Raw genomic sequence first — 25,764 nt, 5'->3', positions numbered from 1 at the left:
GGAGACCGACCGACATGCCCGCCCGTGACTTCTTCCACTCGCTGATGCGGATCGGCCCCGTGCAGATCGGCACCCACCGCGACCGCAACGGCCAGACCAAGCACGCCGCCGTGTGCGGCTCCGACGGCTGCGGATGGTCCGCCGACTACTCCAGCCGGTCCGCCGCCCAGCTCGCCGCCCGCACCCACCGCTGCAAGGTCCGCTAGGAGGCCCCGTGGACGTTCCGCTCTGGTTCGCCCTGCTGTGCGTCGGAGTCCTCGGCGTCAAGCTCGTCCGCCCGCCCTGGTGGCTCGTCGCCGTGCTCATGCTGGGCGGCTACCTCCTCGCCGACAGCCTCCTCGCCCCGGTCATCGACACCGCCGTGAAGTAACCCCCGCGAAAGGAGATCCGCTCATGCTCCGGCCCAAGCTCCCGACCATGCCCCACCCCACCGGCACGGCCCCGACCGCGGTCATCCAGCCGACCACCATCACCCCCGGCGTCCAGTCCCCGTCCGCCCCTGCTGCCCTGGACCCGTCCTCGCCCCGACCGGCGGCTCAGCTCACCCCCGGCACCGTGCTCGCCCTGGTCGGCGGCGGCACCGCCGTCGTCCTGGTCGTCGGCGCCGTCCTGGTCTCCATGCTCCTGGCCGTCGCCGTCACCGCCGCCTCGGTCGCTGTTTGCGCCGTCGTCCTGCGCTCGCTGATCTCGCAGCACCGACGTTGACCGGCCCCCGGGCGGCCTCGATACCGCCAAGCATCCGCCGCCCGGGCGCCGTCCCTGTCCGATCTCGCAACCGGAAGGAACATCCAGCATGGACCACCGCGCCTCATCCGCGACACCGAGTGCGCCCGCGCCACAGGCACTGCTTGACCCGATCACCCTCGGAGACGTGCTCCGGGTAGCCTCCGCCTCCGACTACGCCCGCTGGGAGGACCAGGTCCGCCGCACCGGCGGATGCTCCGACCCGATCCACCTCACCGGCTGGGTCCTCCACAAGGACAAGACCAGCGGCGAGACCCTGCACCACTACTCCACCGCGGACGAGCCGGGCGGACGCCTCCGCCTCGCCTGCGGGAACCGCCGAGCGTCCCGCTGCCCGTCCTGCGCCTGGACCTACGCGGGCGACACCTACCACCTGATCCGCGCCGGTCTGGCCGGAGACGACCGCCGCGACATCCCCGCCACCGTCCGGGACCACCCGCGCGTCTTCGCGACCCTCACGGCCCCGTCGTTCGGCCCGGTCCACAACCGACCGGACCACGGCGCCTGCCGCTGCGGCGTCCTGCACGTGCCCGGCGCCCCGGAGCTGGGCACCGCCCTCGACCCGGAGACGTACGACTACGCGGGCGCCGTCCTGTGCAACAACCACGCCGGGCAGCTCTGGCAGCGCTTCACCACACGGCTCCGCCGCGAACTCGCCGCCCGTGCCGGCCTGACCCGCCGGGAACTCGCCGCACACCTCCGGGTCTCGTACGGCAAGGTCGCCGAGTTCCAGAAGCGCGGGGCCCTGCACTTCCACGCCGTCGTACGCCTCGACGGACCGGCGGGGCCCGCTACGCCACCGCCCGCCTGGGCCACGGTCGGCCTCCTCACGGACGCGCTACGCGCAGCCGCCGCGCATGCGTACACGTCGGTCTCCGTTCCGGCCGCCGGCGACCAGCCGCAGCGGACCTTCCGCTGGGGGCGCCAACTCGACGTCCGGCCGGTCAAGGCCTTCGGCGACGGCTCCGACATCACGGAACAGGCCGTCGCCTCGTACGTCGCCAAGTACGCCACCAAGGCCGCCGAGAACACCGGCACCTTGGATCGCCGCATCGGGGAACTCGCCGAGCTCGACCGGCACCGGGTCCCCGACCACACCCGGCGCCTGATCACGGCGTGCCGCGACCTGGACCGCCTCTACCCGGACCGGCGTCTCTGGGCCTGGGCGCACATGCTCGGATTCCGCGGCCACTTCTCGTCCAAGTCGCGCGCCTACTCCACCACCCTCGGCGCCCTCCGCCAGGCACGCGCCGAACACCGCGCCGCACAGGAAGCCTCCGCCCTCGGTCTCGACGACCGCGAGCCGGACACCGTCCTGGTCCTGGCCGACTGGCAGTACGCCGGCCACGGCCACACACCGGGTGAAGCCGCCCTCGCCGCCACCATCGCCCGCGGCCTCCGGACCAACCGCGAGACCGCCCGCGAGGCCCTCCTGGACGAGGGGAGCAGGGCATGACGACGGCTGTCCGCTCACGCGGAATGCTCACCCTCGCGGAGGTCTGCGAGGAACTGGCCATCTCGCGCTCGACCTTCTACGACTGGCGGGCCAAGCGCCGTGCGCCGCGCTGCATCAAGCTCCCGAACGGGGACCTCCGGATCCGGCGGAGCGACCTCGAACACTGGCTCGACGATCGTGAGGACGTCGTCTGATGGAGACGACGTACGACGTCAAGGTCTACAAGATCCTCCCGTACAAGGGCGCCCGGAAGACCACGTACACCGTGCGCTGGGTGGTCGCGGGTAAGCGCTGGCGTGAGCCCTTCGACACGGCCGCCCTCGCCGAAGGCTTCCGCTCCGAGCTCATCCGGGCCACAGGCAAGGGTGAGGCGTTCGTCATCGCCACCGGCCTTCCGGTGTCCCACCGCTCCAAGTCGGCTGCCATGAGCTGGTACAGCTTCGCCGTCGAATACGTGGACGCCCGCTGGCACCAGCTCGGCGGCAACAGCCGCAAGAGCGTCGCCAAGACCCTGACCGCGACGACCGTCGCCCTGCTGCGGGCCAAACCCGTGCAGTTCACGCCCGCGGCCGTGCGCACCGCCCTGCGGGAGTGGGCGTTCAACACCAGCCGGCGCCCGGACGCGCCGCAGGACGTGGTGGCCGTCCTCAGGTGGGTCGAGCGGAACTCCCTGCCCGTCTCGGCCTGGGAGGAGCCGGAGAGGGTGGACCAGGTCCTGCGTGCCATCGATACCCGCCTTGACGGCACGCAGGCGGCGGCCTGGTCCAGGAAGCGCAACCGCCGGGTACTCAACGTCGTCATGAAGTACGCCGTTCGGCGGGGCGTCCTGCGGGCCAACCCCCTTCCCAAGGGCAAGGAGTCGACGACCGCCACGAGGACCACGAACACTGTGGACAAGCGGTCCCTGCTCAACCCCGAGCAGGCGGCGGCGATCCTCGACTGGATACGGAACCGGCCGCGCGGTGGCAGGCGGCTGCACGCTTTCTTCGCCGCGCTGTACTACTGCGGTCTGCGACCCGAGGAAGCCGTGGCGATGCGGGTGGAGGACGTCACGCTGCCTGACCCCGGCGCCGGGGACCAGTGGTGCGAACTGCTGATCCACACGGCGACCCCGGAGGTTGGCAAGCAGTGGACGGACTCGGGGGAGACCCATGAGCGGCGCGACCTGAAGGGCCGTGCGGAGGGGGAGACGCGCACTGTGCCGGGGCATCCGGCCCTCACCCGCATTCTGCGGCAGCACATCAGGGACGAGCGGCTGCAGCCGGGGGATCTGCTGTTCCAGGGTGAGTCGGGCGGCATCCTCGCCGGGTCGGTCATCCGCCGGGCATGGCGCGGCGCGCGCGAGGCCGTGCTGCCGCCCCACGTCTTCGCCTCGCCGACCGGGCGACGCGTGTACGACAACCGGCACACGCGCCTGACCAAGTGGCTCAACGACGGCGTCCCGCCAGCCCAGGTGGCGGAGTGGGCCGGGAACAGTGTGGCCGTGCTCCTCGCGACGTACGCCCGGTGCGTCGACGGGCAGCTTCCGGACCTGAAGCGGCGCCTCGAAGCCGCGGGCGACCTGCCGGAGGCGCCCCGCGCCGGCTGACCCCGCGACGCGAAAACTTCGACACGTATTCGACACGGCCACCCGCGAAAACCCGGTGACAGCCGGACGGCACCGGACCCGCCCTTGATCATCGAGAGGGCGTCCGGGGCTTCGTCGCGTCGCTTGAGAAGCGGTCCTGACCAGCGAAAAGCCCTCCCCTAGGGGAGGGCGGAGACTGGCGCCCCCGGCAGGACTCGAACCTGCGGCCAAGTGCTTAGAAGGCACCTGCTCTATCCACTGAGCTACGGGGGCCGGTGGTGGTGGCCTGGTGGCCGCTGGAGCCCCGGAGGGTGGTCCGTGACCTTGCCGGGGTCAAGGATAGGGCTCCGGTCACCTTGGCCCGGTCGCTTCACCTGCGTGGCACGATGTGGAGGTTCGGTGAAGCGAACCCGATAATCGCAGGCAGGTGCGATTCCCGCAGCGCTTTTCGCGCCTCGCGGCTCGGGTGTTGTGCACTCGTTATGCCTGCGTCCCACTCATCCCCTCTGTCCCCGTGCGCGACCGGCGCGCAGAGAGGGCCATACGCTTCAAAATGATGCTGAAATTGGGCATTCTTCACATGTGGTGACCTTGGACGTACGGCCTCAGCTTCTCGACGCACTCTCCGCCCTGCGCGACCGAGTCGCCGCCGTGCGTCTCCCGCTGCCCATTCCGGGTGCCCCCCGGGCCCGGCAGACGCGGGCCGAGCTGCTGGCCCAGCTCGACGACTACCTGGTCCCCCGGCTCCGCGACCCCGCAGCGCCGCTCCTCGCCGTCGTCGGCGGATCGACCGGCGCCGGCAAGTCCACCCTCGTCAACTCCCTTGTCGGACGCCCCGTCAGCGAGGCCGGCGTCCTGCGGCCCACCACCCGCGTCCCCGTCCTCGTCTGCCACCCCGACGACGAGCCCTGGTTCTCCGGCACCCGCGTCCTGCCCCGCTTCACCCGCCTGTGGGGAGCCCCCGGCGAGGACGGCGACGAGGAACCCGAAGGCCGCGCCCTGCGCCTGGAGACCGCCGAGACCCTGCCCCGCGGCCTCGCCCTGCTCGACGCGCCCGACATCGACTCCCTCGTCACCGGCAGCCGCGAACTGGCCGCCGAGCTGATCTGCGCCGCCGACATCTGGGTGATGGTCACCACCGCCTCCCGCTACGCCGACGCCGTCCCCTGGCACCTGCTGCGCACCGCGAAGGAGTACGACGCCACGCTCGCCATCGTCCTGGACCGCGTCCCGCACCAGGTGATCGGCGAGGTGTCCCGCCAGTACGAGGCGCTCCTCGTGCGCGCCGGCCTCGGAGCCGTACCGCGCTTCACCGTCCCGGAGCTGCCCGAGTCGGCGGACGGCGGCAGCGGGCTGCTGCCCGACACCGCCGTCGCCCCCCTCCGCGCCTGGCTCGCCCACCGGGCCCTGGACCCCGCCGCCCGGCAGCAGACCGCCGGGCGCACCGCCAACGGCGTCATCGACTCGCTGCGCGTCCGCATGCCGGAGCTCGCCGGCGCCGTCGCCGCCCAGTGCGCCGCCGCCCTGCGGCTGACGGGCGCCGTCGAGACGGCGTACGCGGCCGAGGGCGAGCGGGTACGGAACGAACTGCGGCGCGGCGCCGTACTGTCCGGCGACGCCCGCGCCCGCTGGCGCGCCCACCCCCACGACTGCACCCCCGACGAACTGCTCGACGCCATCGCCGAGTCCTTCGCCGCCCTCCTCCACTGCGCGGTCGCCGCCGCCGACGAGCGGCTGCGGGACGCGTGGCGCGGCGAACCCGCCGCCGCCGTGCTCGACCCCGCCCCGCCCGGCCGCGACCGTGAGGCGTGCGAGCGGGTGGGCATGGCGGTACGCCGCTGGCGCCGCGTCCTGGAGGAGCTCGCCGAGGACGAGGTGCGGCGCGCCGAGCGCACCCCCCTACCCGACGCCGACACCGTCGCGGCGCTGCTGGCCGCCGCCCTCCTGGGCGGGCGCCGCGCGCGGGGGGCGGGGGAGCAGCTCGCGGAGCTGATCGGCGCGCAGGGCACCCTGCGCCTCCGCGACAAGGGCGCCGAACTGATCGACACGTACATCGACCGCGTCCTGACGGACGAACGCGACCGGCGCCTGGCCCCGGTCGACGCGCTGGGCGTCACCCCGGAGCCGCAGGCCGAGCTCATCGCCGCGCTGTCCGTACTGCAGAAGGAGAGGTGACGGCGGGTGAGCGCCGTGGAGCAGAAGTGGGACGACGGGCTGATCGCCCGCCGCGTCGCCGCCGCGCGCGGCATGGCCCGCGCGGCCGGCGAGGGCGCCCCTGCCGGGGCACGCGGCGGTGCCGGGGCGAACGGCGTTCCCTGGCCGACCGCCGCCGGCGGGCCGCACGGCGGAAGGCAACGGGACGGGCAGGCGGACCCGTTGCCGACCGCCGCCGAAAGGCCGCACGGCGGAGGGCAACGGGACGGGCAGGCGGACCCGGTCCTGCTCGGCGCGGGCGCCGGGGTGCGCGAGGGCGCCGGCGGGCCCGGCACGGCCGGTACGGGAACGGGCGCCGCCGGAACGGGAACGGCGGCCCTCGGAGCGGGCGGCCCCGGCCGGAACGGCACCGGCGGGAACGGGCCCGGGGGCGGCGGCACCGGAGGGCGCGGCCCCGGCGGGGACCGGCCGGGTGGGAACGGACCAGACGGCGGCGGTCCCGGCGGGCCCGGGCCGGGCCGTGGCGGGCCGGGCGGAGACGGGTCCGGCGGGGACGGGGGCTCGTCGCCGTCCCGGGACGAGGCCGCCGGGAGCGGCCACGCCGCCGCGCTCAAGGTCCGCCTCGACGCGCTGCGGGACCTCCTCGGGCTCTCCGCGACCCGCCTCGACCCGCCCGTCGTCGCCGAGGCGAGCCGGGTGCTGGACGAGGCCGCCGCCCGGCAGCGGCTCTCCTCCCGCCACACCGTCATCGCCATCGCGGGCGCCACCGGCAGCGGCAAGTCCACCCTGATCAACGCACTCGCCGGGGTGCCCGTCTCCGAGACCGGCCTCAGACGCCCCACCACCGCCGCGCCCATCGCCTGCACCTGGTCCGAGGGCGCCGCCGGGCTCCTCGACCGGCTCGGCATCCCCGGCCGGCTGCGCCGCAGGCCCCTCGCGGGCGGCGACGGCGACGAGGCGCTGCACGGGCTCGTCCTCGTCGACCTGCCCGACCACGACTCGGCGCTCACCGCCCACCGCGACCAGGTCGACCGCGTCCTCGGCCTCGTGGACGCCGTCATCTGGGTCGTCGACCCGGAGAAGTACGCCGACGCCGCCCTCCACGAGCGGTACCTGCGGCCGATGGCCGGCCACGCCGAGGTCACCTTCGTCGTCCTCAACCAGGTCGACCGCCTCCCCGGCGACGCCGCCCACCAGGTGCTCGACGACCTGCGCCGCCTCCTCGACGAGGACGGCGTGGCCCTCGGCGAGCACGGCGAACCGGGCGCCACCGTCCTCGCCCTCTCCGCCCTGACCGGCGAGGGCGTCCCCGAACTGCGGGAAGTCCTCGGCGCGTTCGTACGGAGCCACCAGGCCGCCACCCGCCGCCTGTCCGCCGACGTCGACGCGGCCGCGCGGCGGCTGCGCCCCGTGTACGTGGGGGAGGGGCGGCCGGGACTCGGAGAGCGGTCCCGCGAGGACTTCACCGCCCGGCTCGCCGTCGCCGTCGGCGCCGCCGCGGCGGGCGAGGCCGCCGAGCGCGAGTGGCGGCGCAACGCCGGACGCGCCTGCGGCACCCCGTGGCTGCGGCTGTGGCGCTGGTACGAGGGGCTGCGCACCCCCGGCGGCGGGAGCGGCGAACCGGCGGACACGGTGCCGCCGGAGGAGGAGCCGACCGCCCGGCAGCGCGTCGAGCACGCCGTGCGGGTCGTCGCCGAGGAGGCCTCGCGGGGCCTGCCCGCACCGTGGGCGCAGGCCGTACGGGAAGCGGCCGTGCGCGGCGCGCGGGGCCTGCCGGAGGCGCTGGACGAACTGGCCGCGGGCGCGCGCGAACCGGGCGGCCGCGACGCGAAGGGCGCCCGGCAGGCGAAGGGCGGCCGCGAGGCGAGGGCGGGCAGGAGGGCGCTGCGGCCCGCCTGGTGGCCCGTCGCGGTAGTGGTGCAGGCGTCCATGACGCTGCTCCAGGTGTTCGGCGCGCTGTGGCTCGTGGGCCAGATCGTGGGCGTGCTGGAACCGGGGCTGCTGCCGCCGGTGCTGGTGATGCTCGCCGGGATCGTGGGCGGGCCCCTCGTGGAGTGGGCGTGCATCGCGGCGGCCCGGGGCCCGGCGCGGCGGTACGGGCAGGAGACGGAGCGGCGGCTGCGCGAGGCGGCGGCGGCCTGCGGACGCGCCATGGTCCTGGACCCCATCGCGACGGAGCTGATGCGCTACCGGGAGGTCAGGGAGCAGTACGCGACGGTGTCGGGCGGCAGGCTGACGACGAGCTGAGCCGGTCGACGGTGAGCCGAGCCGGTCGGTGACGAGCCTCCCGGAGGCGGCGGGCCGTGCGGGCCGCCGCCTCCGCCTCCGTACGGGTGACGGGGATATCCACAGACGCCGTGGCCGTCCACAGGGCCGAGCGGGGCGGGCCGGACGCGGCCACCATGGAGGGACGGACGACGCGGGGGAGCGTCGCGCACGGGGAGGAGCATGCTCATGAACGACACCCTGGTCACGGTCGTGGGGAACGTGGCGACCAGCGTGGAGTACCGGGAGACGCCGACGGGCGGGGTGGCGAGGTTCCGCTTCGCCGCCACGGCCCGCCGCTGGGACCGGGAGCGGTCGGTGTGGACCGACGGGCCCACGAGCTTCTACACGGTCAGCGCCTGGCGCCAGCTCGCGGCGAATCTGGCCGCCTCGGTGGCGGTGGGGGAACCGCTGGTGGTGCACGGGCGGCTGAGGGTCCGTGAGGAGGCGCCCGGCGACGGGCAGGGCGGGCAGCGCAGGACCTTCGTCGACATCGACGCGCTCGCCGTGGGACACGACCTGGCGCGTGGCACGTCGGCGTTCCGGCGAGGTGGCAAACGGGGACCTGAACAAGCCATGACGGAAGGGCCGGACGGGGTGCCGATGCGCGCCCCGGAGCTGGTGGGCACCTGAGATGGCCTCAGAACGGCGCCTATACCGTGCCGAAAGGGGCGGTGGTAGCGCAGAGTTGAGCGCCCTTTGGCCGAAAGTCACGAGGTTCATGCCTGGTTCACGGTAACGATTCCGAATCGGAATGGTTGAGCGGGGGCATCAGGGGGGACTCGCCGTGGCCGCCTCTCTAGGATTCCGGTACTCACGGGGCAGTTGATTCATCAGGCGAGTCCCATCCCCCACGTGCCCCACGGCGTGTTCCGCGCCGTGGGCATGGCGCCGGAGGACTCGCCCAGAGGGGAAATCTGTGTTTGCTGCGCTTTCTGTCCAGCGGCGGGAGCGGCTCGGCCGCCGGGTCGCCGCCGCGGTCCTGACGTCCGGTCTGGTCGTGGGAGGCTCCATAGCCGGGACGGCCGTCGCCGTCGCCGACGAGACCCCCCAGCACCAGGGCGGCGCCTCCGCCACCCTCAATGGGCTGACCACCTATGACGGTGCCGTCCTCAAGGCCAACGGCAAGGAGAAGCCGCTGCCCGCCGGCCTCTTCGAGATGGCCGTCGACGGGGGCGGCACGCTCAAGACGTACTGCATCGACATCCACAACCCGACCCAGCAGAAGGCCAAGTACCTCGAGACGCCCTGGGAGCAGACCTCGCTCGGCAGCAACGAGCAGGCCGGCAAGATCCTGTGGGTCCTGAAGAACTCCTACCCGCAGGTCGACAACCTCGCGGCCCTCGCCGACAAGGCGCAGAGCGGCCCGCTGACCGAGAAGACCGCCGCCGCCGGCACGCAGGTCGCCATCTGGCGCTTCTCCGACGGCGTCGATGTCGAGGCCAAGGACCCGGCCGCCGAGAAGCTCGCCGACTGGCTGGAGGCGAACGCCAAGAAGCTCGAAGAGCCCAAGGCGTCGCTGAGCCTGGAGCCGAACGCCGTCTCCGGCAAGGCCGGCGGCAAGCTCGGCCCGATCACCGTCCGCACCAACGCCGGGACGGCCACCGTGACGGCCCCGGACGTCTCCGGTGTGAAGGTCACCGACAAGGACGGCAAGCCGGTCACCGAGGCCAAGGACGGCACCGAGCTGTACGTCGACGTGCCGGCCGGCACGGCCGACGGCACCGCGAAGTTCAACGTCCAGGCGAGCACATCCGTCTCCGTGGGCCGCGCCTTCGCCAGCCTCTCCAAGAGCCAGACGCAGATCCTGGCCGGCTCCAGCGAGTCGACCGTCTCCGCGACCGGCACGGCCACCTGGGCCAAGAAGGGCGCCATCCCGGCCCTGACCGCCGAGAAGAACTGCGCCAAGGGCGGCGTCGACGTCACCGCGAAGAACGAGGGCGACGAGGCGTTCACCTTCGAGCTGGCCGACCAGAAGGTCGAGATCGGCGCGGGCGAGTCCAAGACCGTCACCATCCCGGTCGCCGAGGACCAGCCGTACGAGTTCACCATCGACCTGCCCGGTGGCGAGAAGAAGACGTTCAAGGGCGTCCTCGACTGCAAGACCAGCAGCGAGACCACCACCACCCCGCCGACCACGGGTGACGACAAGCCGAGCTCCGAGCCGACCCCGCAGTCCGGCGGCACCACCGACGGTGCGACCGGCGGTGACGACACCACCGGCGACCTCGCCGAGACCGGTGCGTCCAACGCCACGCCGATGATCGCCGGCATCGCCGTCGCGCTCCTCCTGCTGGGCGGCGGCGCGGTGTTCCTCGTCCGCAAGAAGAAGGGTGCCGCCGCCGGTCAGTGACCCGCGACGACCCGCACGGACGGCCCCGGACGCACACCGCGCCCGGGGCCGTCCCCTTTTTGCGGAGCCGGGCCGTGCGGGCCGCCGTCGCGGCCGGGGGCCGCCCTCGAGGGGCCCGCGGCCCGGCGGAACGGCCGCCTCGCGCGTCTCCGGCCGGGGCCCGCGCGGCTACTCGTTTTCGTCTGGGGGTGGCGGTCAGGCAAGATGGGGTGTATCTGCCCTCATGCGGCGGAGCCGCGAATCGACCCCTACTGATTGCCGGACGGTTTCTCTTGGCTGAGTACATCTACACGATGCGCAAGGCGCGCAAGGCGCACGGCGACAAGGTCATCCTCGATGACGTGACGCTGAGCTTCCTGCCCGGCGCGAAGATCGGTGTGGTCGGCCCGAACGGCGCCGGTAAGTCCACCGTTCTCAAGATCATGGCGGGCCTGGAGCAGCCCTCCAACGGCGACGCGTTCCTGTCGCCCGGCTACTCCGTCGGCATCCTCCTCCAGGAGCCCCCGCTCAACGAGGACAAGACCGTCCTGGAGAACGTCCAGGAGGGCGTCGCCGAGATCAAGGGCAAGCTCGACCGGTTCAACGCGATCGCCGAGGAGATGGCGACCAACTACACCGACGAGCTGATGGAGGAGATGGGCAAGCTCCAGGAGGAGCTCGACCACGCCAACGCCTGGGACCTCGACGCCCAGCTCGAGCAGGCCATGGACGCCCTCGGCTGCCCGCCCGGCGACTGGCCGGTCACCAAGCTCTCCGGTGGCGAGAAGCGCCGCGTCGCGCTCTGCAAGCTGCTGCTCGAGGCCCCCGACCTGCTCCTCCTCGACGAGCCCACCAACCACCTGGACGCCGAGTCCGTCCAGTGGCTGGAGCAGCACCTCGCCAAGTACGCCGGCACCGTCGTCGCGATCACCCACGACCGGTACTTCCTCGACAACGTCGCCCAGTGGATCCTGGAGCTCGACCGCGGCCGCGCCTACCCGTACGAGGGCAACTACTCCACGTACCTGGAGACCAAGCAGGCCCGTCTGAAGGTCGAGGGCCAGAAGGACGCCAAGCGCGCCAAGCGGCTCAAGGAAGAGCTGGAGTGGGTCCGCTCCAACGCCAAGGGCCGCCAGGCCAAGTCGAAGGCGCGCCTCGCCCGCTATGAGGAGATGGCCGCCGAGGCCGAGAAGGCCAGGAAGCTGGACTTCGAGGAGATCCAGATCCCGCCGGGCCCGCGCCTGGGCAACGTCGTCGTCGAGGTCGAGAACCTCAGCAAGGCGTTCGGCGAGAAGGTCCTCATCGACGACCTCAGCTTCACCCTGCCCCGCAACGGCATCGTCGGCGTCATCGGCCCGAACGGCGCCGGCAAGACCACGCTGTTCAAGATGATCCAGGGCCTGGAGGAGCCGGACTCCGGCACCATCCGCGTCGGCGACACCGTCAAGATCAGCTACGTCGACCAGAGCCGCGAGAACATCGACCCCAAGAAGACGCTGTGGGCCGTCGTCTCCGACGAGCTGGACTACATCAACGTCGGCCAGGTCGAGATGCCGTCCCGCGCCTACGTCTCCGCGTTCGGCTTCAAGGGCCCGGACCAGCAGAAGCCCGCCGGCGTCCTGTCCGGCGGTGAGCGCAACCGCCTCAACCTGGCGCTCACCCTGAAGCAGGGCGGCAACCTGCTGCTCCTCGACGAGCCGACCAACGACCTCGACGTCGAGACGCTGTCCTCCCTGGAGAACGCCCTCCTGGAGTTCCCCGGCTGCGCCGTGGTCGTCTCCCACGACCGCTGGTTCCTCGACCGGGTCGCCACGCACATCCTGGCGTACGAGGGCGACTCCAAGTGGTTCTGGTTCGAGGGCAACTTCGAGTCGTACGAGAAGAACAAGATCGAGCGTCTCGGCCCGGACGCGGCCCGGCCGCACCGCGCCACGTACAAGAAGCTCACCCGAGGCTGAGGCGGCGCTCCACGTGGCTCGGCACATCTACAGCTGCCCCCTCCGCTGGTCGGACATGGACGCCTTCGGGCACGTCAACAACGTGGTCTTCCTCCGCTACCTGGAGGAGGCCCGGATCGACTTCATGTTCCGGCTGGCGCCCGGGGACGGCTCGCCGTCGTTCTCCGGCGGGTCCGTCGTGGCCCGCCACGAGATCGACTACCTGCGTCCGCTGGTCCACCGCCACGAGCCGGTGACCATCGAGTCCTGGGTCACCAAGATCGGCGCGGCGTCCCTGACGATCGCGTACGAGATCAAGGACCCCGACCAGGTGTACGTACGCGCCTCCACCGTGGTCGTCCCCTACGACCTGGAGGCGCAGCGCCCGCGCCGCATCACCGCCGAGGAGCGGGAGTTCCTCCAGGAGTACGTGGACGACGGGATGCGCTCGGAGGGTGCCGCCGCATGACGGCGCCCCTGCATTTCGCCGAGCCCGGGGAGGCGGCGGGCATCGCCGCCTTCCTGGCCCGGCTCGTCCACTACGACCGGGCCGCCGCCGTCCGCCTCCAGGCGGGCGGCGGGGCCCTGGCCGTCTTCGGCCGTCCCCCGTCGTTCGAGGTGATAGCCGTCCGCACGGCCGCCCTCCACGACGACACGCGCCTCGACACCACCGTCTCCGCGGGCGAGCTGCTCGACGGGATCGAGGAGGAGGCGTGCAAGGCGATCGTGCCGGCGCCCGTCACCGGCCCGCCGTGGAGCGGGGTCCTCCCGCCGCGCGGCGGCTGGCGCGAGGTGCCCGGACTGCCCGACGCCGCGGCACTGCGCGGCGCCGTCGCGCGGGCCGTCGCCGAGTTCCGCACGCGGGACGAGGAGCTGCCGCCGCAGCACCGCACCCGCGCCGAACGCGACCGGATCGGCCGCGAGATCTGGTCCCGCACCCTCGCCGGTACGGGGCTGCCGCTGCGCGCCGCGCACGCCGCCCAGTCGCTCGGCTTCCTGCCGCCCGCCGGCGCCCTCCCGTACGAGGTGCCCGTGGCGCTGCTCGCCGCCGGGCCGTGGCTGCGGCTGCGCACCCCGTACGGCTCCGTGGCCGTCCGCACGGCGAAGGGCCTCGGGGAGCTGGGCGTCACGCCCCTCCGCCACCCCTGAGGCCCCTGTTCCCGCACGCCCGCCGTCCGGCGCGGTGCCGCGCCCGTACCCCGCCCGTACCCCGCGCGGTGCCGCCTGTGCCGCGTGCGGCGGGTGGGCTGTCCGGTCAGCCCGCGGTGTTGACCATGGACGCCGCCGCGTACGTCAGGTAGTTCCACAGCTGCCGCTCGTGCTCCTCGGACAGCCCGAGCTCGTCCACGGCGACCCGCATGTGCTTCAGCCACGCGTCGTGCGCCGCCCGGTCCACCACGAACGGGGCGTGCCGCATCCGCAGCCGCGGGTGGCCGCGGCGGTCGCTGTAGGTGCGGGGGCCGCCCCAGTACTGCATCAGGAACAGCGCGAGCCGCTCCTCGGCCGGTCCCAGGTCCTCCTCCGGGTACATCGGCCGCAGCAGCGGGTCCTCGGCGACGCCCTGGTAGAAGCGGTGGACGAGCCGCCGGAACGTCTGCTCGCCGCCCACCTGGTCGTAGAACGTCTGCTCCTGGAGAGTGCCGCGCGGAATCTCATTCACCCGTCCATCGTCTCAGACGCGCCGACGGAAGACCGGGGCCCTAGGACCTCCGCCCCGGCGGATGAAACGGTCATAGTGGACATATGGGTGCAGCTGCGGGGCGAGACCCCTTCGCGGAGGCCGCCGCGGAGGCGCGGCGCCGGCTGGTGGCCGCGCTCGACGCCGAAGGCGCCCTGCCCGACCCGGCCTGGCGGGCGGCGTTCGCCGAGGTCCCCCGCCACCTGTTCGTCCCCTCCTACTACGTCGGCGCCTTCGGCGGCTACGAGCGGCTGTCGCGCGACGACCCCGACCCCGTGCGCCGACTGAGCTGGCTGGACGGCGCCTACGAGGACCGGCCGCTGGGCACCCTCCTCCGGGGCGACGACCTGGTGTCGTCCGCCAGCCAGCCGTCCCTCATGGCCGACATGCTCCACGCCCTCGACGTGCGCGACGGCGACACCGTCCTGGAGATCGGCGCAGGCTCCGGATACAACGCGGCGCTCCTCTGCCACCGGGTCGGCGACAGCCGGGTCACCACCGTCGACCTCGACACGGACATCACCGACGCCGCCCGCGCCCACCTCCACGAGGCGGGCCACCACCCGGCCGTCGTCACCGGCGACGGCGCCCTCGGCTGCCCCGGCCGCGCGCCCTTCGACCGGATCATCGCCACCTGCGCCATGCCGTCCGTGCCCGCCGCCTGGCTCGACCAGTGCGCGCCGGACGCGATCGTGGTCACACCGCTGTCCACGGGCGTCCTGCAGCTGCGCGTCCCGGACGCCCGGCACGCGGAGGGCCGCTTCCTGCACACGTCCGCGTACTTCGTCCCGGTGCGCGGCACCACCCCCGCCGCACCCGAACCGCGTACGGGCGGGCTGCCCCGGAGGGCCCTGGACAGCGACCTGTTCCGCTTCCTGCTCACCCTGGCGTCGGGCAGCCTCGACCCGTACGAGGCGTACGCCCTGTGGCAGCGCGAGGGCCGCCCCGGCCGCGAACGGTACGGGGTGACCGTCGCCGACGGCCGCCAGTGGGCCTGGCTCGACGACCCCGAGGGCCCGTACAGCTGGACCCTCGGGGGACCGTCGGACGGCCCGATCGGCGCCTAGGGCTATCCCCGTACGACGGTGATCGTCGTCCAGGCGCCCACGTGGACCCGGTCGCCGTCCTGGAGCGGCACGGGCACGTAGGGCCGGATCGGCTCCTCGCCGCCGTTCAGGGTCGTGCCGTTGGTGGAGCTCTGGTCCATCACGGCCCAGGAGCCGTCCGGCTGCCGCACGAACATGGCGTGCTGGTGCGACACCCCCGGGTCCTCCGGCGGGACGGACAGGTCGATGTCCGGGGACTCGCCCGTGGACTGACGCCGCCGGCCGACCGTCACCTGCTGCCCGGTCAGCTCCACCCGGCGCTCGGGCGCGTAGGCGGGCAGGTTGAGGCTCGCCGCCTCGGGGCCGCTGCGCCGCATCATGGCCATGAAGTAGTCCCGGTCGGGACGCACCACGACCGCCCACCCGGTGGACGCGGAGGGCACCTGCGCCTGCGGGGGCCGCGGGGCCTGCGGGTGGCCGTGGCCGTCGCCCGGGCCCGGAGGCCGGGGCTGCGCCTGCGGCTGCGCGTGGGGCGGCTGGGACTGCGGCCCGGCCGGGGCCTGCGGCGGACCGCCGTGGCCCTGCGCCTGGCCCTGCGGTGCCTGGGGCTGCGGGGGCTGGGGCGCTTGCGGTGCCTGGGGCTGCGGGGGCTGGGGCGCTTGCGGTGCCTGGGGCGGCTGCGGCGGCTGGGCGTGCGGGGGCTGCGGGGCCTGGGGCGGCTGCGGCGGCTGGGCGTGCGGGGGCTGCGGGGCCTGGGGCGGCTGGGGTCCCTGCGGTGCCTGGGCGTGCGGGGGCTGCGGTGCCCGGGGCGCCGGAGGCGGGGCCTGGGTGTGCGGGGGACGGCCCTGTGCCGGGACCTGCGGGGGCTGCGCCTGGGACGGCGGGGGCAGCACCCAGTCGTCGCCGCCGGGCGCGCCGGGCTGCCGGAACGCCTGCGGGGGAGCCTGACCCGGACCCGCCTGCGGAGGCGCGGCCTGACGGGGCGGGCCCTGCGGCGCCGACTGCGCGGAGGGGGCCTGCCCGGACGGGGCCTGCTGGGGCGCGCCGACGCCGGGGTGCGGGTGGTTGCCGGACGGGCCCTGGGCGGGTGCGCCGCCGGGACCGGCCGGGAACGCCGGGGCGCCGGGCGCACCGGGTGCGCCGGGGCCGTTCGGGCCGCCGGGAGCGCCGTCCGGGCCGCCGCCGGGGTGGCCGCTCGGCCCGCCGGGGTGGCCGCCGAAGGAGGGGGCACCCGGGCCCGACGCGGGGTTGGGGCGGGGACCGCCGAAGGGCGAGGCGCCACGGCCGGGAGGCGGCGGCGGGAAACCGCGCTCGCCTGACGGACCGGACTGCGGACCTCCGTGCGGGCCGGGCTGCTGCGGGCCCTGCGCACCCTGCGGGCCGGGCTGCGGGGCTCCGTGCGGGCCGGGCTGCTGCGGGCCCGGCTCGGGCTGCAGCGGTTCCGCCGGGCGGTTCACCTGCGACGGGCGGGAGCCCTGGTACTCGTACGGCTCCGGCGGGCGCGGCGCGGAGGTGAAACCGGGCGGCAGGTTCAGCCCGCCGCCCGACCCGGACGGGGGCGGCGGCGGGGCGATCGGCGTGTACGACGTGGCCGTCTTGGTGAGGAAGTTCCAGCGGCACTCCTCGCAGTACGGCGCCATCGCCTCGCGCGGCGTCCGGCACTGCGGGCAGAGCTCGGCCTGCCGGGTGGCGTCCGGGTCGCCGCCGGCCGGGCCCTGGTGGCCGAAGCCGGGTGCGGGCGGGGGCGGCGGGGGAGGCGGCGGCACGGCACCCGCGGGTGCGCCCGCCCCGGCCATGCGGTGGCCGCAGACCTCGCACCAGTCGTCGGCGCCCGACTGGTGTCCGTTCGGGCAGGTCGGCATCTCGGCCCTTCCCCTCTCCACGTCGGCCGCCGCTGCGACCGTCGTCACGGCTTCTTCAAGTGCGTCCGGTTCACCCGAACCGTCTTCGTGGACCGGGTCTGGAGCGTCATCACGTCGGCGTCCGCGACCTTGGCCTTCAGTCGCACAGTACCCGCCACCGCGTCGGCGGCGTCCACCACCTTCGAAAGGAGTTTCGCAGTCTCCGCGTTCCCCGAGGCGGCAGCCGGCCGCACCGCGGGCCCCGGTCCCGCCGTCGCGCCGTGCAGGTCACCGGACTTGCGGGCCCGCCCTTCCGGACGGCCGGGGGCGGATCCGCCTGGCCCGTGTACGTGCGCGAACGACGGATCCCGCGGATGCTTCAGGAAGGCGACCTCCGCTCCGGCCGGGGCAGGGCGAACGGCACCACCGCCACCGTCACGTTGTCGTGGCCGCCGCCGTCGAGGGCGTGGCCGACGAGGACGCGGGCGCAGTGCAGGGGGCGCTGGGCCGCGTCGGCGGGCAGCACCCGGGCCATGTCGTCGGCCGCCTCCGCGTAGTTCCACAGGCCGTCCGTGCAGACCACCACCACACCGGGGCGGTCCGGTCTGAACACGGCCGTGTGCGGCTCCAGTTCGTACGCGTCCGCGCCGAGCCAGCCGGTGATGGCGTGGGCCCGCTCGTCCGCGTACGCCTGCGCCTCGTTCATCAGCCCGGCGGCGACCATCTGCGCGGCCCACGAGTCGTCCTCGGTGAGCCGGGCCGCCGGGGCGGAGCGGTCGTCGGGGACCCAGTACGCGCGGCTGTCGCCGACCCAGCCGACGACGAGGAGGCCGTTCGCGGTGACGGCGCCGACGATGGTGCAGGCGGGGGCGTTGCGGTGGCGGTGCGCCTCGTGCCCGAAGCCGCCGCCCTCGCCGGGCGGCTCGTCCGCGAGGGCGTTGACCGCGTCGGACGCGGCGACGATGGCGTCGTGCATCGCCTGCCGCGGGTCGGTGCCGAGGGGCAGGGCCGCCCGCAGCGAGGCGTCGGCGGCGCGGGCGGCGGCGGCCGAGGCGTCGTCGGGGCGGGACGCGGAGGACACGCCGTCGCAGACGATGGCGACGGCGGCCGGGGAACCGTCCGGGAGCGGTACGTCCGACACGGCGAACGCGTCCTCGTTGCGGTGGTGGCGCAGGCCGCGGTCGCTGACGGCCGCGACGGTACGCCCGACCTCCCGCTCCAAGTGGTCCCGCTCGCGGGGCTGCTTGTGCCCGCAGTTCTCGCAGTACCCGTCCGGCGAGACCCGGCCGGCCCGGCAGGCCACGCAGACCCCTTCGTCCTGGCCCTCGGCTAGGCCCTCGGCTCCGCCCGCGGCCGGGCTGTCGTTCCGGCCTTCGCCGGGAGCGGCGGGAGCGCCGGGAGCGGCGGGGGCGGCGGCCCGCGGGTCGGGCGCGGCCAGCTCGAAGTCCCCGGGCGGGTCGTCGTACCGGACGGGCTGCTCGGCCGCCGGGCCGGCCGGGACGTCCACGAGGGCCGGGCCGTCCACCAGGGTCGGGGTGGGCGCGGAGGGTTCCTGCGGCCCGGCGGGCTCCTGCGGCCCGGCGGCGGCCTGCTCCGCTCCGGGGCTGTGCGGCGCCGTATCGGGGTTCTGCGGCGCCGTGCCGGTCGCGCCGTACGCAGGCGCAGGCGCAGGCGCGGGCGCGGGTGCGGTGGGCGGCATGGGGCCGGCCGGGCCGGTGGGCGCGGGCGGTGGCGGTGGCGGTGGCGGTGGCACCGGGGCGGAGGCCGGGTACGCGGGGGCGGCCGGCGGCGGCGGGGGAGCGGCGGCCGGCGGCTCCGCCGGGGCGGCGGGGGCCGGGGGGCCCGCGGGCGGCGCGGGGACCGCGGGGGGCGGCGGCGGGTTGGTCAGGGCGACCGTCGGGTGGTCCACGGGCGGCGGCGGCACGGCCGACAGGTCGTACCCGCAGACCCCGCAGTACCGGTCACCCGGTTCCGGCGGCTCCGAGCAGCCCGGGCAGGCTGACAGTTGATGCGTCTTCGACATCGATCACACCCACGTCCGGGGGCGGAACCGGTTGGCCCGTTCCACCAGTTCGATCCTTTCCTCGCCGCGCTGGGCGAGCCGGGCGAGCACCCGGTACGAGCGTTCCAGGCCGAACCGCAGCCCCCGCTCGTGCAGTTCGCTGCCGAGCAGCGAGTGGTCGGGGGAGAGGCCGCCCGGCCGCCCCGACAGGCACCAGTCCAGGGCCAAGCCCAGGACCTCCGCCGACAGCCGTTCGCGCCGCACCGCGTCGAGCCCGAGGGCGTCGAGCGCCGCCACCTCGCGGGCCGCGGCGTACAGGTCGTCCCGCAGCGGTTCGGCGGGGTCCCGCCGGCGCAGCCGCGCCCGCACCGCCGCGACGCGCGCCGCGGTGTAGTGGATGGACGACTCCGGCACGGACTCCAGCGTACGCACCGCCGCACCCCGGTCGCCCGCCGCCAGGTGCACGCGGGCCAGCCCGAACGCCGCGCCGACATGGCTCGGGTCCGTCGTCCACACCAGCCGGTAGTACTCGGCGGCGTTGTCCGACTGGCCCAGCACCTCCGCGCAGACCGCCAGCGCCAGCTTCGCCGCCGGCTCGCCGGGGAACGCGTCGTACACCGCGTCGAACGCCACCGCGGCCGCCCCGTGGTCACCGGTCGCCAGGGACACCACGCCCCGGTACCAGACCACCCGCCAGTCGTCCGGACGCGCCCGCTCGAGCCCCTCCAGCACCCGTACGGCGCCGGCCGCGTCGCCCCGTTCCAGCAGGGCGCGCAGCTCCCGCAGGCGCAGCTCGGGCGACTCGGCGGGCGCGGCGCGCAGGGCGGCGGCCACCTCCCCGGGGCCGGACGCCACGAGCCCGGCCAGGAAGGCGGCGTTCGGGTCGTCGGGGTCGACGAGCGGAACCGGCAGCGCGAGCGCGGCCCCGCGCGCGTCCAGCCCGGCGAGCAGGGGCCTTGTACCGGCCCCGGCCGTCTCGCGCCGCGCCCCGCCGCGCCGTACCGGGCGCAGCCCCAGACGGGACACCTCCCCGCCCGGCTCGGCGAACAGGACGGTGTCCGCGACGCGCTGCTCCGGGCCGAACAGCGTCGACAGGGCCGGTCTCGGCGCGCCCGTCCGGAGGGCGACGACCTCCCGCAGGACGCCCGTCAGCTGCTCGGCCATCTCCTGCGCCGAGGCGAACCGCCGCGCCGGGTCCGGGTCCGTCGCGCGCAGCAGCAACCGGTAGAACGACTCGTACCGCCGGAACACCTCGATGTGCCCGGGATCCGGCAGCGAGTCGGCGAACACGTTCGTGTAGCCCTGGAAGTCGAACGTCAGCACCGCCAGCGTCCGCGCCACCGTGTACAGGTCCGACGCGACGGACGGGCCCGTCTGCGCGACCTCGGGCGCCTGGTAGCCGACCGTGCCGTAGACGGCCGACTCGCGGTCGTCCATCCGCCGCACCGCGCCCATGTCGATCAGCTTCAGCTGGTCCTCGCTCTGGATGGCGTTGTCGACCTTGAGATCGCAGTACAGCAGGTTCCGGCTGTGCAGATGGCCCAGCGCCTCCAGCGCCTCGATGCCGTACGCGCACGCCTGCCCGACCGGCAGCGGGTCGCGCCGCCCGTCGGGCCCGCGCCGCGCGTTCGCGATGTCCTTCAGCGACTTGCCGCCGACGTACTCCATGACGATGTAGCCGTCCAGCGAGCCCGTCCGCCGGTCCAGGTGCTCCACGAAGTTGTAGATGCGGACGATGTTGGCGTGCTCGATCTCGGCGAGGAACCGCCGCTCCGAGATCGCCGCCGCCATCGCGTCCTGGTCGCCCGTGTCCAGCAGGCCCTTGAGGACGACCCACCGGTCCGACACGGCACGGTCCACGGCCAGGTAGATCCAGCCGAGCCCGCCATGCGCGAGGCAGCCCGCCACCTCGTACTGGCCGTGCACCACGTCGCCCGCCCGCAGCTTCGGCACGAACGAGTACGGGTGCCCGCACCGCGTGCAGAACCCCTCCGGGCGCCCCGGCCGGTCACCGCGCGCCCGCCCCACGGGCGCCCCGCAGTCGGACCGGGAGCAGAACCTGCGCCGCTCCGGCACCTCCGGGAGCTCCATGACCGCCGAACGCGGATCGGGCCTCGGCACCGCCGGGACCGTCACCAGCCCCGCGCCCAGCCGCCCCCGCGCCGAACGCCCGCTGGACGGCCCGGAGCTGCGCACCGACACCGACCGCGCGGTCGCCGGGCCGGACAACTCCTGCGTCAGCCGCCCGGACACCGACCGGCGGGACGCCGCCGAACGCGAGGAACGCCCCGACGAGCCGCCGGACGGCCGCCCAGAGGCGCGGCCCGAAGACGCCGGCGGCATTCCCGCCCCGCCTCCCGGCGCCCCGGACCCGGGCCCGGCGCCGGTGCCGGACCGCACCGGCCCGGCCGCTCCCGGCTGCCCGCCGCCCGCGATGCCCGTCGGCGGGGACGACACGGCGCCGTCCGGCGCGACGACCGGCGCCATGCCGCACGTGCCGCAGTACAGCCCGCCGCCGCCCACGTCCTCGTAGGCGCCGTCGCAGTCGGGTCGCCGGCACCTGCTCATCCGTGCCCCCCGGCCGACAGGACCTCGCTCGCCGCCTGCTGGTAGCGCAGCACGGCCCGCTCGGCGGCGCGCAGATCGCACGGCGCGCTCCACAACATGCGCCGCGCCGCGTCGTACCGCTCGCTCAGCACCGGGTCGTCGGCCAGCCCGTGCCGCGCGGTCCGCGCCCGGCACGCGTCGAGCCGGCCCCGCAGCTCGGCGCGGACGGCGAGCGGCGCGGTCACCGCCGTCAGCGACTCCCGGGCCCGCAGCAGCTCCTCCTCGGCCTCCCGCTCCAGCGCCTCCAGCAGGGGGGACAGCCGGTGCCACTGGGCGTGCCTGCGGTACTCGGCGGCCGTCGCCAGCCGCTCGTGCAGCGCGGTCGGCGGGCCGCTCACCGCGGGGACCTCCGACGCGGCGATCTTCGACAGGACCTCGACGCGCGCGGTGCGGGCCTCGGCCAGGGTGCGGTCGGCCCGTGACAGCAGGTCCCGCAGCCGCAGCAGCCGCGACTCGGAGTCCTGCCGCACCTGGAGGACCGCCTCGATCTCCCGGCGCACGTCCTCCAGCGCCCGCGCCGCACGGTCGTACCGCTCGGTGTCCGGCCGCCCGCCGCCGGGCGCCGAGCTGCCCTCCGCGGGCCGCCAGAACGCCAGCGGGTCGCTGACGACCTGCGCCCGCAGCGCCGCCAGCTCCCGCGTGATCGCCTCCAGGTCGTCGCCCGCCGGATGCTCACCGGGCCGCACCCCGACGGAACGCGCCAGCGACCGCGTCCGGTTCAGCTCCGCCGCCAGCAGGTCTATCCGCGCGGGCAGCGCCGACCAGACGGCGTCCGCCGACACGACCACGTCCAGGGACCGCGCGTACAGCTCGTTGATCCGCGCGACCAGCCCGTCCAGCGTGAACCGCTCCGACGCGGGCCCCGGCGGTACGGGCGGCTCCGCCGGAGAGCCGTCCACCGGCGCGTCCGGCACGGCGACGCTCTCGCCGCACAGCCGCTCCGTCAGCTCCGCCAGCTCCTCACGCCCCGGCCAGCGGCGCCGGGCGCGCACCTCGCGGGCGGCGCGCAGCACATCCGTGTACACGTCGAAGTACGTCCACAGCAGCGCGATCGTCCGCTCCGTCTCGGCCCAGCGCTCCCTGGTCGTCCCGGTCAGCCCGGTGCCTTCGAGGAGTCTGCGGCCCGCGTGGTCCTGCAGCGCCAGCAGCGAGTCCTCGACCGCCTTGTGTTCCGCGCCGAGGCGTGCCAGCGCACGGTCCACCTCGTCCCGGTCCATCACCGGACCGGGGGGACGCGTGACGGCCATCGATCACCTCTCGCTCTCAGGGGGACGGATTCGTCCGGTACTTGGGTGCGGGCGGCCCGGATATGCCGGGCAGGTCCGCCTTGAGCCACCTCTCGTACGCGCGTGTCCACGGCCCGGCACGGTACGCCACCAGCACGTGGTTGACGCGCCGCACCAGATCGTCGCGGCCCGGCCCGGCGGCCACGCCGTAGTACTCGGTCGTGAAGGGGGCGCCCTTCAGCTCGACCGTTGGGTCCTGCGCCGCCTGGCCGGCGGCGAGGGCGCTGTCGGTGACGACCGCGTCGACCTCGCCCGCCTGGAGACGCACCAGGCAGTCCAGTTGGTTCGGCACCGTGTACCGGTCCGGGTCGCGCGGGGTGCCGTCGTGCTCGTCGCGGTACACGGCTCCGTACGACCGGCGCTCCAGCGCCTCGTACGCCGTGGAGCCCTCGGCGGAGCAGACCCGCTTCCCGGTCAGCGACGCGTCGTACCCGGTGATGGGGGAGTCCTTGGGGGCGAGGACCTGCTGGCCCGTCGCGAAGTAGGCGGTGGAGAACGCGACCTGCCTGGCGCGGGCGCAGTTGATCGTCATGGTCCGCACCACCAGGTCGACCTTGCCGCTCCGCAGCGCGGCGATGCGCTGGTTGGTGGGCACGGCGCGGAGGATCACCGCGTCGGGGCTGCCGAGGACGTCCGCGGCGATGGCCCGCGCGAGGTCGATGTCGAAGCCCTCCAAGGTGCCCGTGGCGGGGTTCCGGTAGCCCCAGCGGTAGCTGTTCTGGTCGACACCGACGACCAGCTTCCCGCGCGCCTTGATCGCGCGGATCGTCGGCCCGTCCGCGGCGGACGGCGGCAGCGACGCCTCCGGGTCCGCGCACTCCTGCGCGGCCTCCCCGGCCGCCCCGGTCCCCGCACCCGCCGGGAGGCCGCCGGCCGCCGCGCCCGGTTTCGTACCGGCGGAAGGCCCGCCCACGGGACCCGCCTCCGCTCCGTCGGGAGGCCCGCCCACGGCACCCGCCTCCGCTCCGGCGGGCAGCGCGCGCACGGGGTCCGTGTCCCGCTGCCCCGCCGGGCCGTCGGAGGGACCGTGCCCCAGCGGTACGACGAGGGCCGAGGCCGCCACCAGCAGACACGCGGCGGCCAGGGCCCGGGCCGTGCCGCCCCGGCCGCGCCGGACGCCGCGCTCGTCCATCGTCTCCCTCCCCTCACCGCTCATCGGTACTCCGCCAGCCTCCGGTTCACACCCGTCACCACGCCGACCGTGCCCAGCACCGCCAGGGCGGCCGCCCCGGCCGGGAGGCCCGTCAGAGCGTCGCGTGCCCGCCCGGCGGCCCGGGTGAACTCGTCCTGCTCGTGGTCGAGGGCCTTCCGCAGCGCCGCGTCGACCCGGTCGAACGCCGCGCCCGTCGACGCCTCGCCGCCGATGACCTGCCGCAGCGCGCCCTCGTAGTCACCCGCCTCGTCCGTGCGCCGCACCCCGGCGTGCCGCTCCCGCCACTCGCCCGCCCAGCCGGCGGCGTCCCGTACCGGGTCCTCACCCGCCGGGTCGTCGGCCAGCCGCCGCGCCTGGGCGAGCGCCCGGTCGAGACCGGCCATGGCCTCGCCGTACCCGGCCGCGTACTTGTCGCTCTTGCCGTCGTCCGTCAGTACAGCGCCACGTGCCACGAGGGTCAGGTTCTCGTTCGCGCGGGCCTTCAGGGAACCGATCCGCGCCTCGTTCAGCACCTTGAGCGAATTCTGACCCCGGGCGCGGGCGTCATCCAGCCCGGACCGCGCCATCGAGTGGGCTCCCGCCAGCCACAGCAGCACCGCCGCCGTGGCCGCCGTCGCGGCGAGCAGTCCCGGGTTGACGAGCCGGTTGGTGCGCCGGAAGTCCCGCCACTGCGCCCAGGCGAGCGCGGCCAGCGCCACCACCCCCACGGCGAGGGAGAGCGCGGGCCACGCGCGCGCGTCGGCCTCGTCCTCGGCGAGCCGCGCCGTCTCCGCCTCGTACAGCCGCTCGGCGGCGGGCAGGAGCTGGGCCGTCATCCGCTGGTTGGCGTACCGCAGGTAGGCGCCGCCGAGCGGCAGGCCCTGCCGGTTCGCCGCGCGGGCGCGCTCCACGAGGCCGGTGTACCGCGGCAGTTGCTCGTTCAGGACGGTGATCTCGGCGGTGGACGCGGCCGATCCGTCCGTGCTCGCCGCGGCCTCCACCAGGAGGCGGGCCGCCGTCGCGATGTCCCGCTCGTACCGCTCGCGCACGCCCGCGGGCTCCTGCGCGCCCGCCAGGAAACCGCTGGCCGCGGCCGTGTCGGCGTCGGCGAGGGACCGGTAGATGTGCGCGGCGTCGGCGCTGAGCGGCTGGCTGCGGCCCACCACGTCGTCGGCGGCGTCCGACCGGCCGGCGACCTCCAGCGAGGTGGCCGCGCCGAACAGCACGACCAGCAGCGCCAGTACGGCACCCAGGGCCCGCAGCCGCCCGGGCGGTGTGGCCGCGGCCGCCCGCAGCCGGGCCGACCCTTCCCGGAGGCCGGCCCCGCGCCGCAGACCGGGCTCCGGGTGCGGGGCGCCACCGGTCCGCGACGCGCTGCCCGGCGCCGCGCCGTGGGGCGTGAAGCCGTACGGGCCGGCGGGCGGTGCCGCGCCGTTCGCGTCCCGCGCGGTCCGCGGACGGGGGACGGACGGCCCCGGTGGGGTGAACGGCCCTGTCGGGGCGGAGGATTCCGGTGGGGCGGGCGGGGTGGCCGGGGGCGCGGGCGTGCCCGGGGGCGCCGGGACACTCCCCGGTGCGGGCCGCGCGTTCCGCGCGTCTGACACGTGACCTCCCCCTTGGTCTCCGGCACCGGCCCGCACGCCCCCGACGGGTCGGGGAGAGCGCGGTCCGGCCAGCAGTATGAACGCAGGGGAACGGCAAAGACACGATCTTGACT

21 protein-coding genes, 1 tRNA gene and 1 pseudogene are annotated in these 25,764 nt (G+C 75.2%); 14 read left to right on the top strand and 9 right to left on the bottom strand.

The features are described from left to right. Positions 1–14 precede the first annotated feature (14 nt). The 6 genes from ACSUPT_RS09260 (at position 15) to ACSUPT_RS09235 (ending at position 3,788) form a co-directional block, all read left to right on the top strand. Positions 15–206 (top strand): mobile element transfer protein, encoded by a 192-nt coding sequence (locus ACSUPT_RS09260; protein WP_031130303.1) that lies wholly within the window; start codon positions 15–17, stop codon positions 204–206. 8 nt (positions 207–214) lie between these two features. Further along, positions 215–370 (top strand): hypothetical protein, encoded by a 156-nt coding sequence (locus ACSUPT_RS09255; RefSeq protein ID WP_436944028.1) that lies wholly within the window; start codon positions 215–217, stop codon positions 368–370. A gap of 23 nt (positions 371–393) precedes the next feature. Continuing rightward, positions 394–705: a SpdD-like protein gene (locus ACSUPT_RS09250; protein ID WP_436944027.1), complete on the top strand. Its 312-nt coding sequence runs from the start codon at positions 394–396 to the stop codon at positions 703–705. A gap of 88 nt (positions 706–793) precedes the next feature. Then, on the top strand, positions 794–2,200 hold the full coding sequence (gene repSA, locus ACSUPT_RS09245; RefSeq protein ID WP_436944026.1) for a replication initiator protein RepSA: 1,407 nt from the start codon (positions 794–796) through the stop codon (positions 2,198–2,200). Next, positions 2,197–2,394, top strand: a complete 198-nt coding sequence (locus ACSUPT_RS09240) for a helix-turn-helix transcriptional regulator (protein WP_436944025.1) — start codon at positions 2,197–2,199, stop codon at positions 2,392–2,394. Before repSA ends, ACSUPT_RS09240 begins: the two co-directional genes overlap by 4 nt. Continuing rightward, entirely contained in the window at positions 2,394–3,788 is a 1,395-nt protein-coding gene (locus ACSUPT_RS09235) for a tyrosine-type recombinase/integrase (RefSeq protein ID WP_436944024.1), read from the top strand. Before ACSUPT_RS09240 ends, ACSUPT_RS09235 begins: the two co-directional genes overlap by 1 nt. Positions 3,789–3,964: 176 nt before the next feature. On the opposite strand, the gene ACSUPT_RS09230 is transcribed toward ACSUPT_RS09235, so the two are convergent. Further along, positions 3,965–4,040: transfer RNA gene (locus ACSUPT_RS09230), tRNA-Arg, on the bottom strand. Positions 4,041–4,358: 318 nt separating this feature from the next. Between ACSUPT_RS09230 and ACSUPT_RS09225 the strand changes: the two genes are divergently transcribed. From ACSUPT_RS09225 to ACSUPT_RS09195, 7 genes are all read left to right on the top strand, one after another. Beyond that, on the top strand, positions 4,359–5,942 hold the full coding sequence (locus ACSUPT_RS09225; RefSeq protein ID WP_351967226.1) for a dynamin family protein: 1,584 nt from the start codon (positions 4,359–4,361) through the stop codon (positions 5,940–5,942). A gap of 6 nt (positions 5,943–5,948) precedes the next feature. Further along, the gene (locus ACSUPT_RS09220) at positions 5,949–8,168 is read left to right on the top strand and encodes a GTPase (RefSeq protein WP_436944023.1); all 2,220 of its coding nucleotides are present in this window, start codon (positions 5,949–5,951) and stop codon (positions 8,166–8,168) included. Positions 8,169–8,375: 207 nt separating this feature from the next. Beyond that, the gene (locus ACSUPT_RS09215; protein WP_351967205.1) at positions 8,376–8,819 is read left to right on the top strand and encodes a single-stranded DNA-binding protein; all 444 of its coding nucleotides are present in this window, start codon (positions 8,376–8,378) and stop codon (positions 8,817–8,819) included. Between the two features lie 286 nt (positions 8,820–9,105). Then, entirely contained in the window at positions 9,106–10,539 is a 1,434-nt protein-coding gene (locus tag ACSUPT_RS09210; RefSeq protein ID WP_351967206.1) for a thioester domain-containing protein, read from the top strand. Between the two features lie 272 nt (positions 10,540–10,811). Next, positions 10,812–12,476, top strand: a complete 1,665-nt coding sequence (ettA, locus tag ACSUPT_RS09205; protein ID WP_351967207.1) for an energy-dependent translational throttle protein EttA — start codon at positions 10,812–10,814, stop codon at positions 12,474–12,476. 13 nt (positions 12,477–12,489) lie between these two features. Then, positions 12,490–12,924: an acyl-CoA thioesterase gene (locus ACSUPT_RS09200; RefSeq protein ID WP_351967208.1), complete on the top strand. Its 435-nt coding sequence runs from the start codon at positions 12,490–12,492 to the stop codon at positions 12,922–12,924. Further along, entirely contained in the window at positions 12,921–13,604 is a 684-nt protein-coding gene (locus ACSUPT_RS09195; protein WP_351967209.1) for a hypothetical protein, read from the top strand. The genes ACSUPT_RS09200 and ACSUPT_RS09195 overlap by 4 nt, the downstream gene beginning before the upstream one ends. Before the next feature lie 106 nt (positions 13,605–13,710). Here the strand turns inward: ACSUPT_RS09195 and ACSUPT_RS09190 are convergent, their stop codons facing one another. Beyond that, positions 13,711–14,115, bottom strand: coding sequence for a globin (locus tag ACSUPT_RS09190; protein ID WP_351967210.1), 405 nt, complete (start codon positions 14,113–14,115; stop codon positions 13,711–13,713). Positions 14,116–14,198: 83 nt separating this feature from the next. On the opposite strand from ACSUPT_RS09190, the gene ACSUPT_RS09185 reads away from it, so the two are divergent. Next, on the top strand, positions 14,199–15,200 hold the full coding sequence (locus ACSUPT_RS09185) for a methyltransferase domain-containing protein (protein ID WP_436944022.1): 1,002 nt from the start codon (positions 14,199–14,201) through the stop codon (positions 15,198–15,200). A 2-nt stretch (positions 15,201–15,202) separates the two neighbouring features. Here ACSUPT_RS09185 and ACSUPT_RS09180 read toward each other — a convergent pair whose 3' ends face one another. From ACSUPT_RS09180 to ACSUPT_RS09150, 7 genes and pseudogenes are all read right to left on the bottom strand, one after another. Further along, positions 15,203–17,089 (bottom strand): FHA domain-containing protein, encoded by a 1,887-nt coding sequence (locus ACSUPT_RS09180; protein WP_436944021.1) that lies wholly within the window; start codon positions 17,087–17,089, stop codon positions 15,203–15,205. After that, positions 17,086–17,388, bottom strand: a pseudogene (locus ACSUPT_RS09175) (hypothetical protein); the annotation flags it as partial. The gene ACSUPT_RS09180 and the pseudogene ACSUPT_RS09175, both read right to left, overlap by 4 nt. Before the next feature lie 11 nt (positions 17,389–17,399). After that, positions 17,400–19,043, bottom strand: coding sequence for a PP2C family protein-serine/threonine phosphatase (locus tag ACSUPT_RS09170; RefSeq protein ID WP_436944020.1), 1,644 nt, complete (start codon positions 19,041–19,043; stop codon positions 17,400–17,402). Positions 19,044–19,046: 3 nt separating this feature from the next. Then, positions 19,047–21,590 (bottom strand): tetratricopeptide repeat protein, encoded by a 2,544-nt coding sequence (locus ACSUPT_RS09165; protein ID WP_436944019.1) that lies wholly within the window; start codon positions 21,588–21,590, stop codon positions 19,047–19,049. Further along, positions 21,587–22,876, bottom strand: coding sequence for a hypothetical protein (locus ACSUPT_RS09160; protein ID WP_351967214.1), 1,290 nt, complete (start codon positions 22,874–22,876; stop codon positions 21,587–21,589). Before ACSUPT_RS09160 ends, ACSUPT_RS09165 begins: the two co-directional genes overlap by 4 nt. Positions 22,877–22,892: 16 nt before the next feature. Then, entirely contained in the window at positions 22,893–24,071 is a 1,179-nt protein-coding gene (locus ACSUPT_RS09155; RefSeq protein WP_436944018.1) for a glutamate ABC transporter substrate-binding protein, read from the bottom strand. After that, the gene (locus ACSUPT_RS09150; protein ID WP_436944017.1) at positions 24,068–25,651 is read right to left on the bottom strand and encodes a hypothetical protein; all 1,584 of its coding nucleotides are present in this window, start codon (positions 25,649–25,651) and stop codon (positions 24,068–24,070) included. The genes ACSUPT_RS09155 and ACSUPT_RS09150 overlap by 4 nt, the downstream gene beginning before the upstream one ends. Positions 25,652–25,764 lie beyond the last annotated feature (113 nt).

Source organism: Streptomyces sp. SudanB25_2051, assembly GCF_964272635.1.
Lineage (GTDB): Bacteria > Actinomycetota > Actinomycetes > Streptomycetales > Streptomycetaceae > Streptomyces.
The sequence above is the reverse complement of the archived record's forward strand: the minus strand, read 5'-3'. Positions and strand labels throughout refer to the sequence as shown.

Coding starts and splice junctions, on each gene's coding strand:
- ACSUPT_RS09160 (WP_351967214.1), bottom strand. CDS start 22,876: ATGGCCGTCACGCGTCCCCCCGGTCCGGTGATGGACCGGGACGAGGTG.
- ACSUPT_RS09155 (WP_436944018.1), bottom strand. CDS start 24,071: ATGAGCGGTGAGGGGAGGGAGACGATGGACGAGCGCGGCGTCCGGCGC.
- ACSUPT_RS09240 (WP_436944025.1), top strand. CDS start 2,197: ATGACGACGGCTGTCCGCTCACGCGGAATGCTCACCCTCGCGGAGGTC.
- ACSUPT_RS09185 (WP_436944022.1), top strand. CDS start 14,199: ATGGGTGCAGCTGCGGGGCGAGACCCCTTCGCGGAGGCCGCCGCGGAG.
- ACSUPT_RS09260 (WP_031130303.1), top strand. CDS start 15: ATGCCCGCCCGTGACTTCTTCCACTCGCTGATGCGGATCGGCCCCGTG.
- repSA (WP_436944026.1), top strand. CDS start 794: ATGGACCACCGCGCCTCATCCGCGACACCGAGTGCGCCCGCGCCACAG.
- ACSUPT_RS09170 (WP_436944020.1), bottom strand. CDS start 19,043: ATGTCGAAGACGCATCAACTGTCAGCCTGCCCGGGCTGCTCGGAGCCG.
- ACSUPT_RS09250 (WP_436944027.1), top strand. CDS start 394: ATGCTCCGGCCCAAGCTCCCGACCATGCCCCACCCCACCGGCACGGCC.
- ACSUPT_RS09195 (WP_351967209.1), top strand. CDS start 12,921: ATGACGGCGCCCCTGCATTTCGCCGAGCCCGGGGAGGCGGCGGGCATC.
- ACSUPT_RS09215 (WP_351967205.1), top strand. CDS start 8,376: ATGAACGACACCCTGGTCACGGTCGTGGGGAACGTGGCGACCAGCGTG.
- ACSUPT_RS09165 (WP_436944019.1), bottom strand. CDS start 21,590: ATGAGCAGGTGCCGGCGACCCGACTGCGACGGCGCCTACGAGGACGTG.
- ACSUPT_RS09235 (WP_436944024.1), top strand. CDS start 2,394: ATGGAGACGACGTACGACGTCAAGGTCTACAAGATCCTCCCGTACAAG.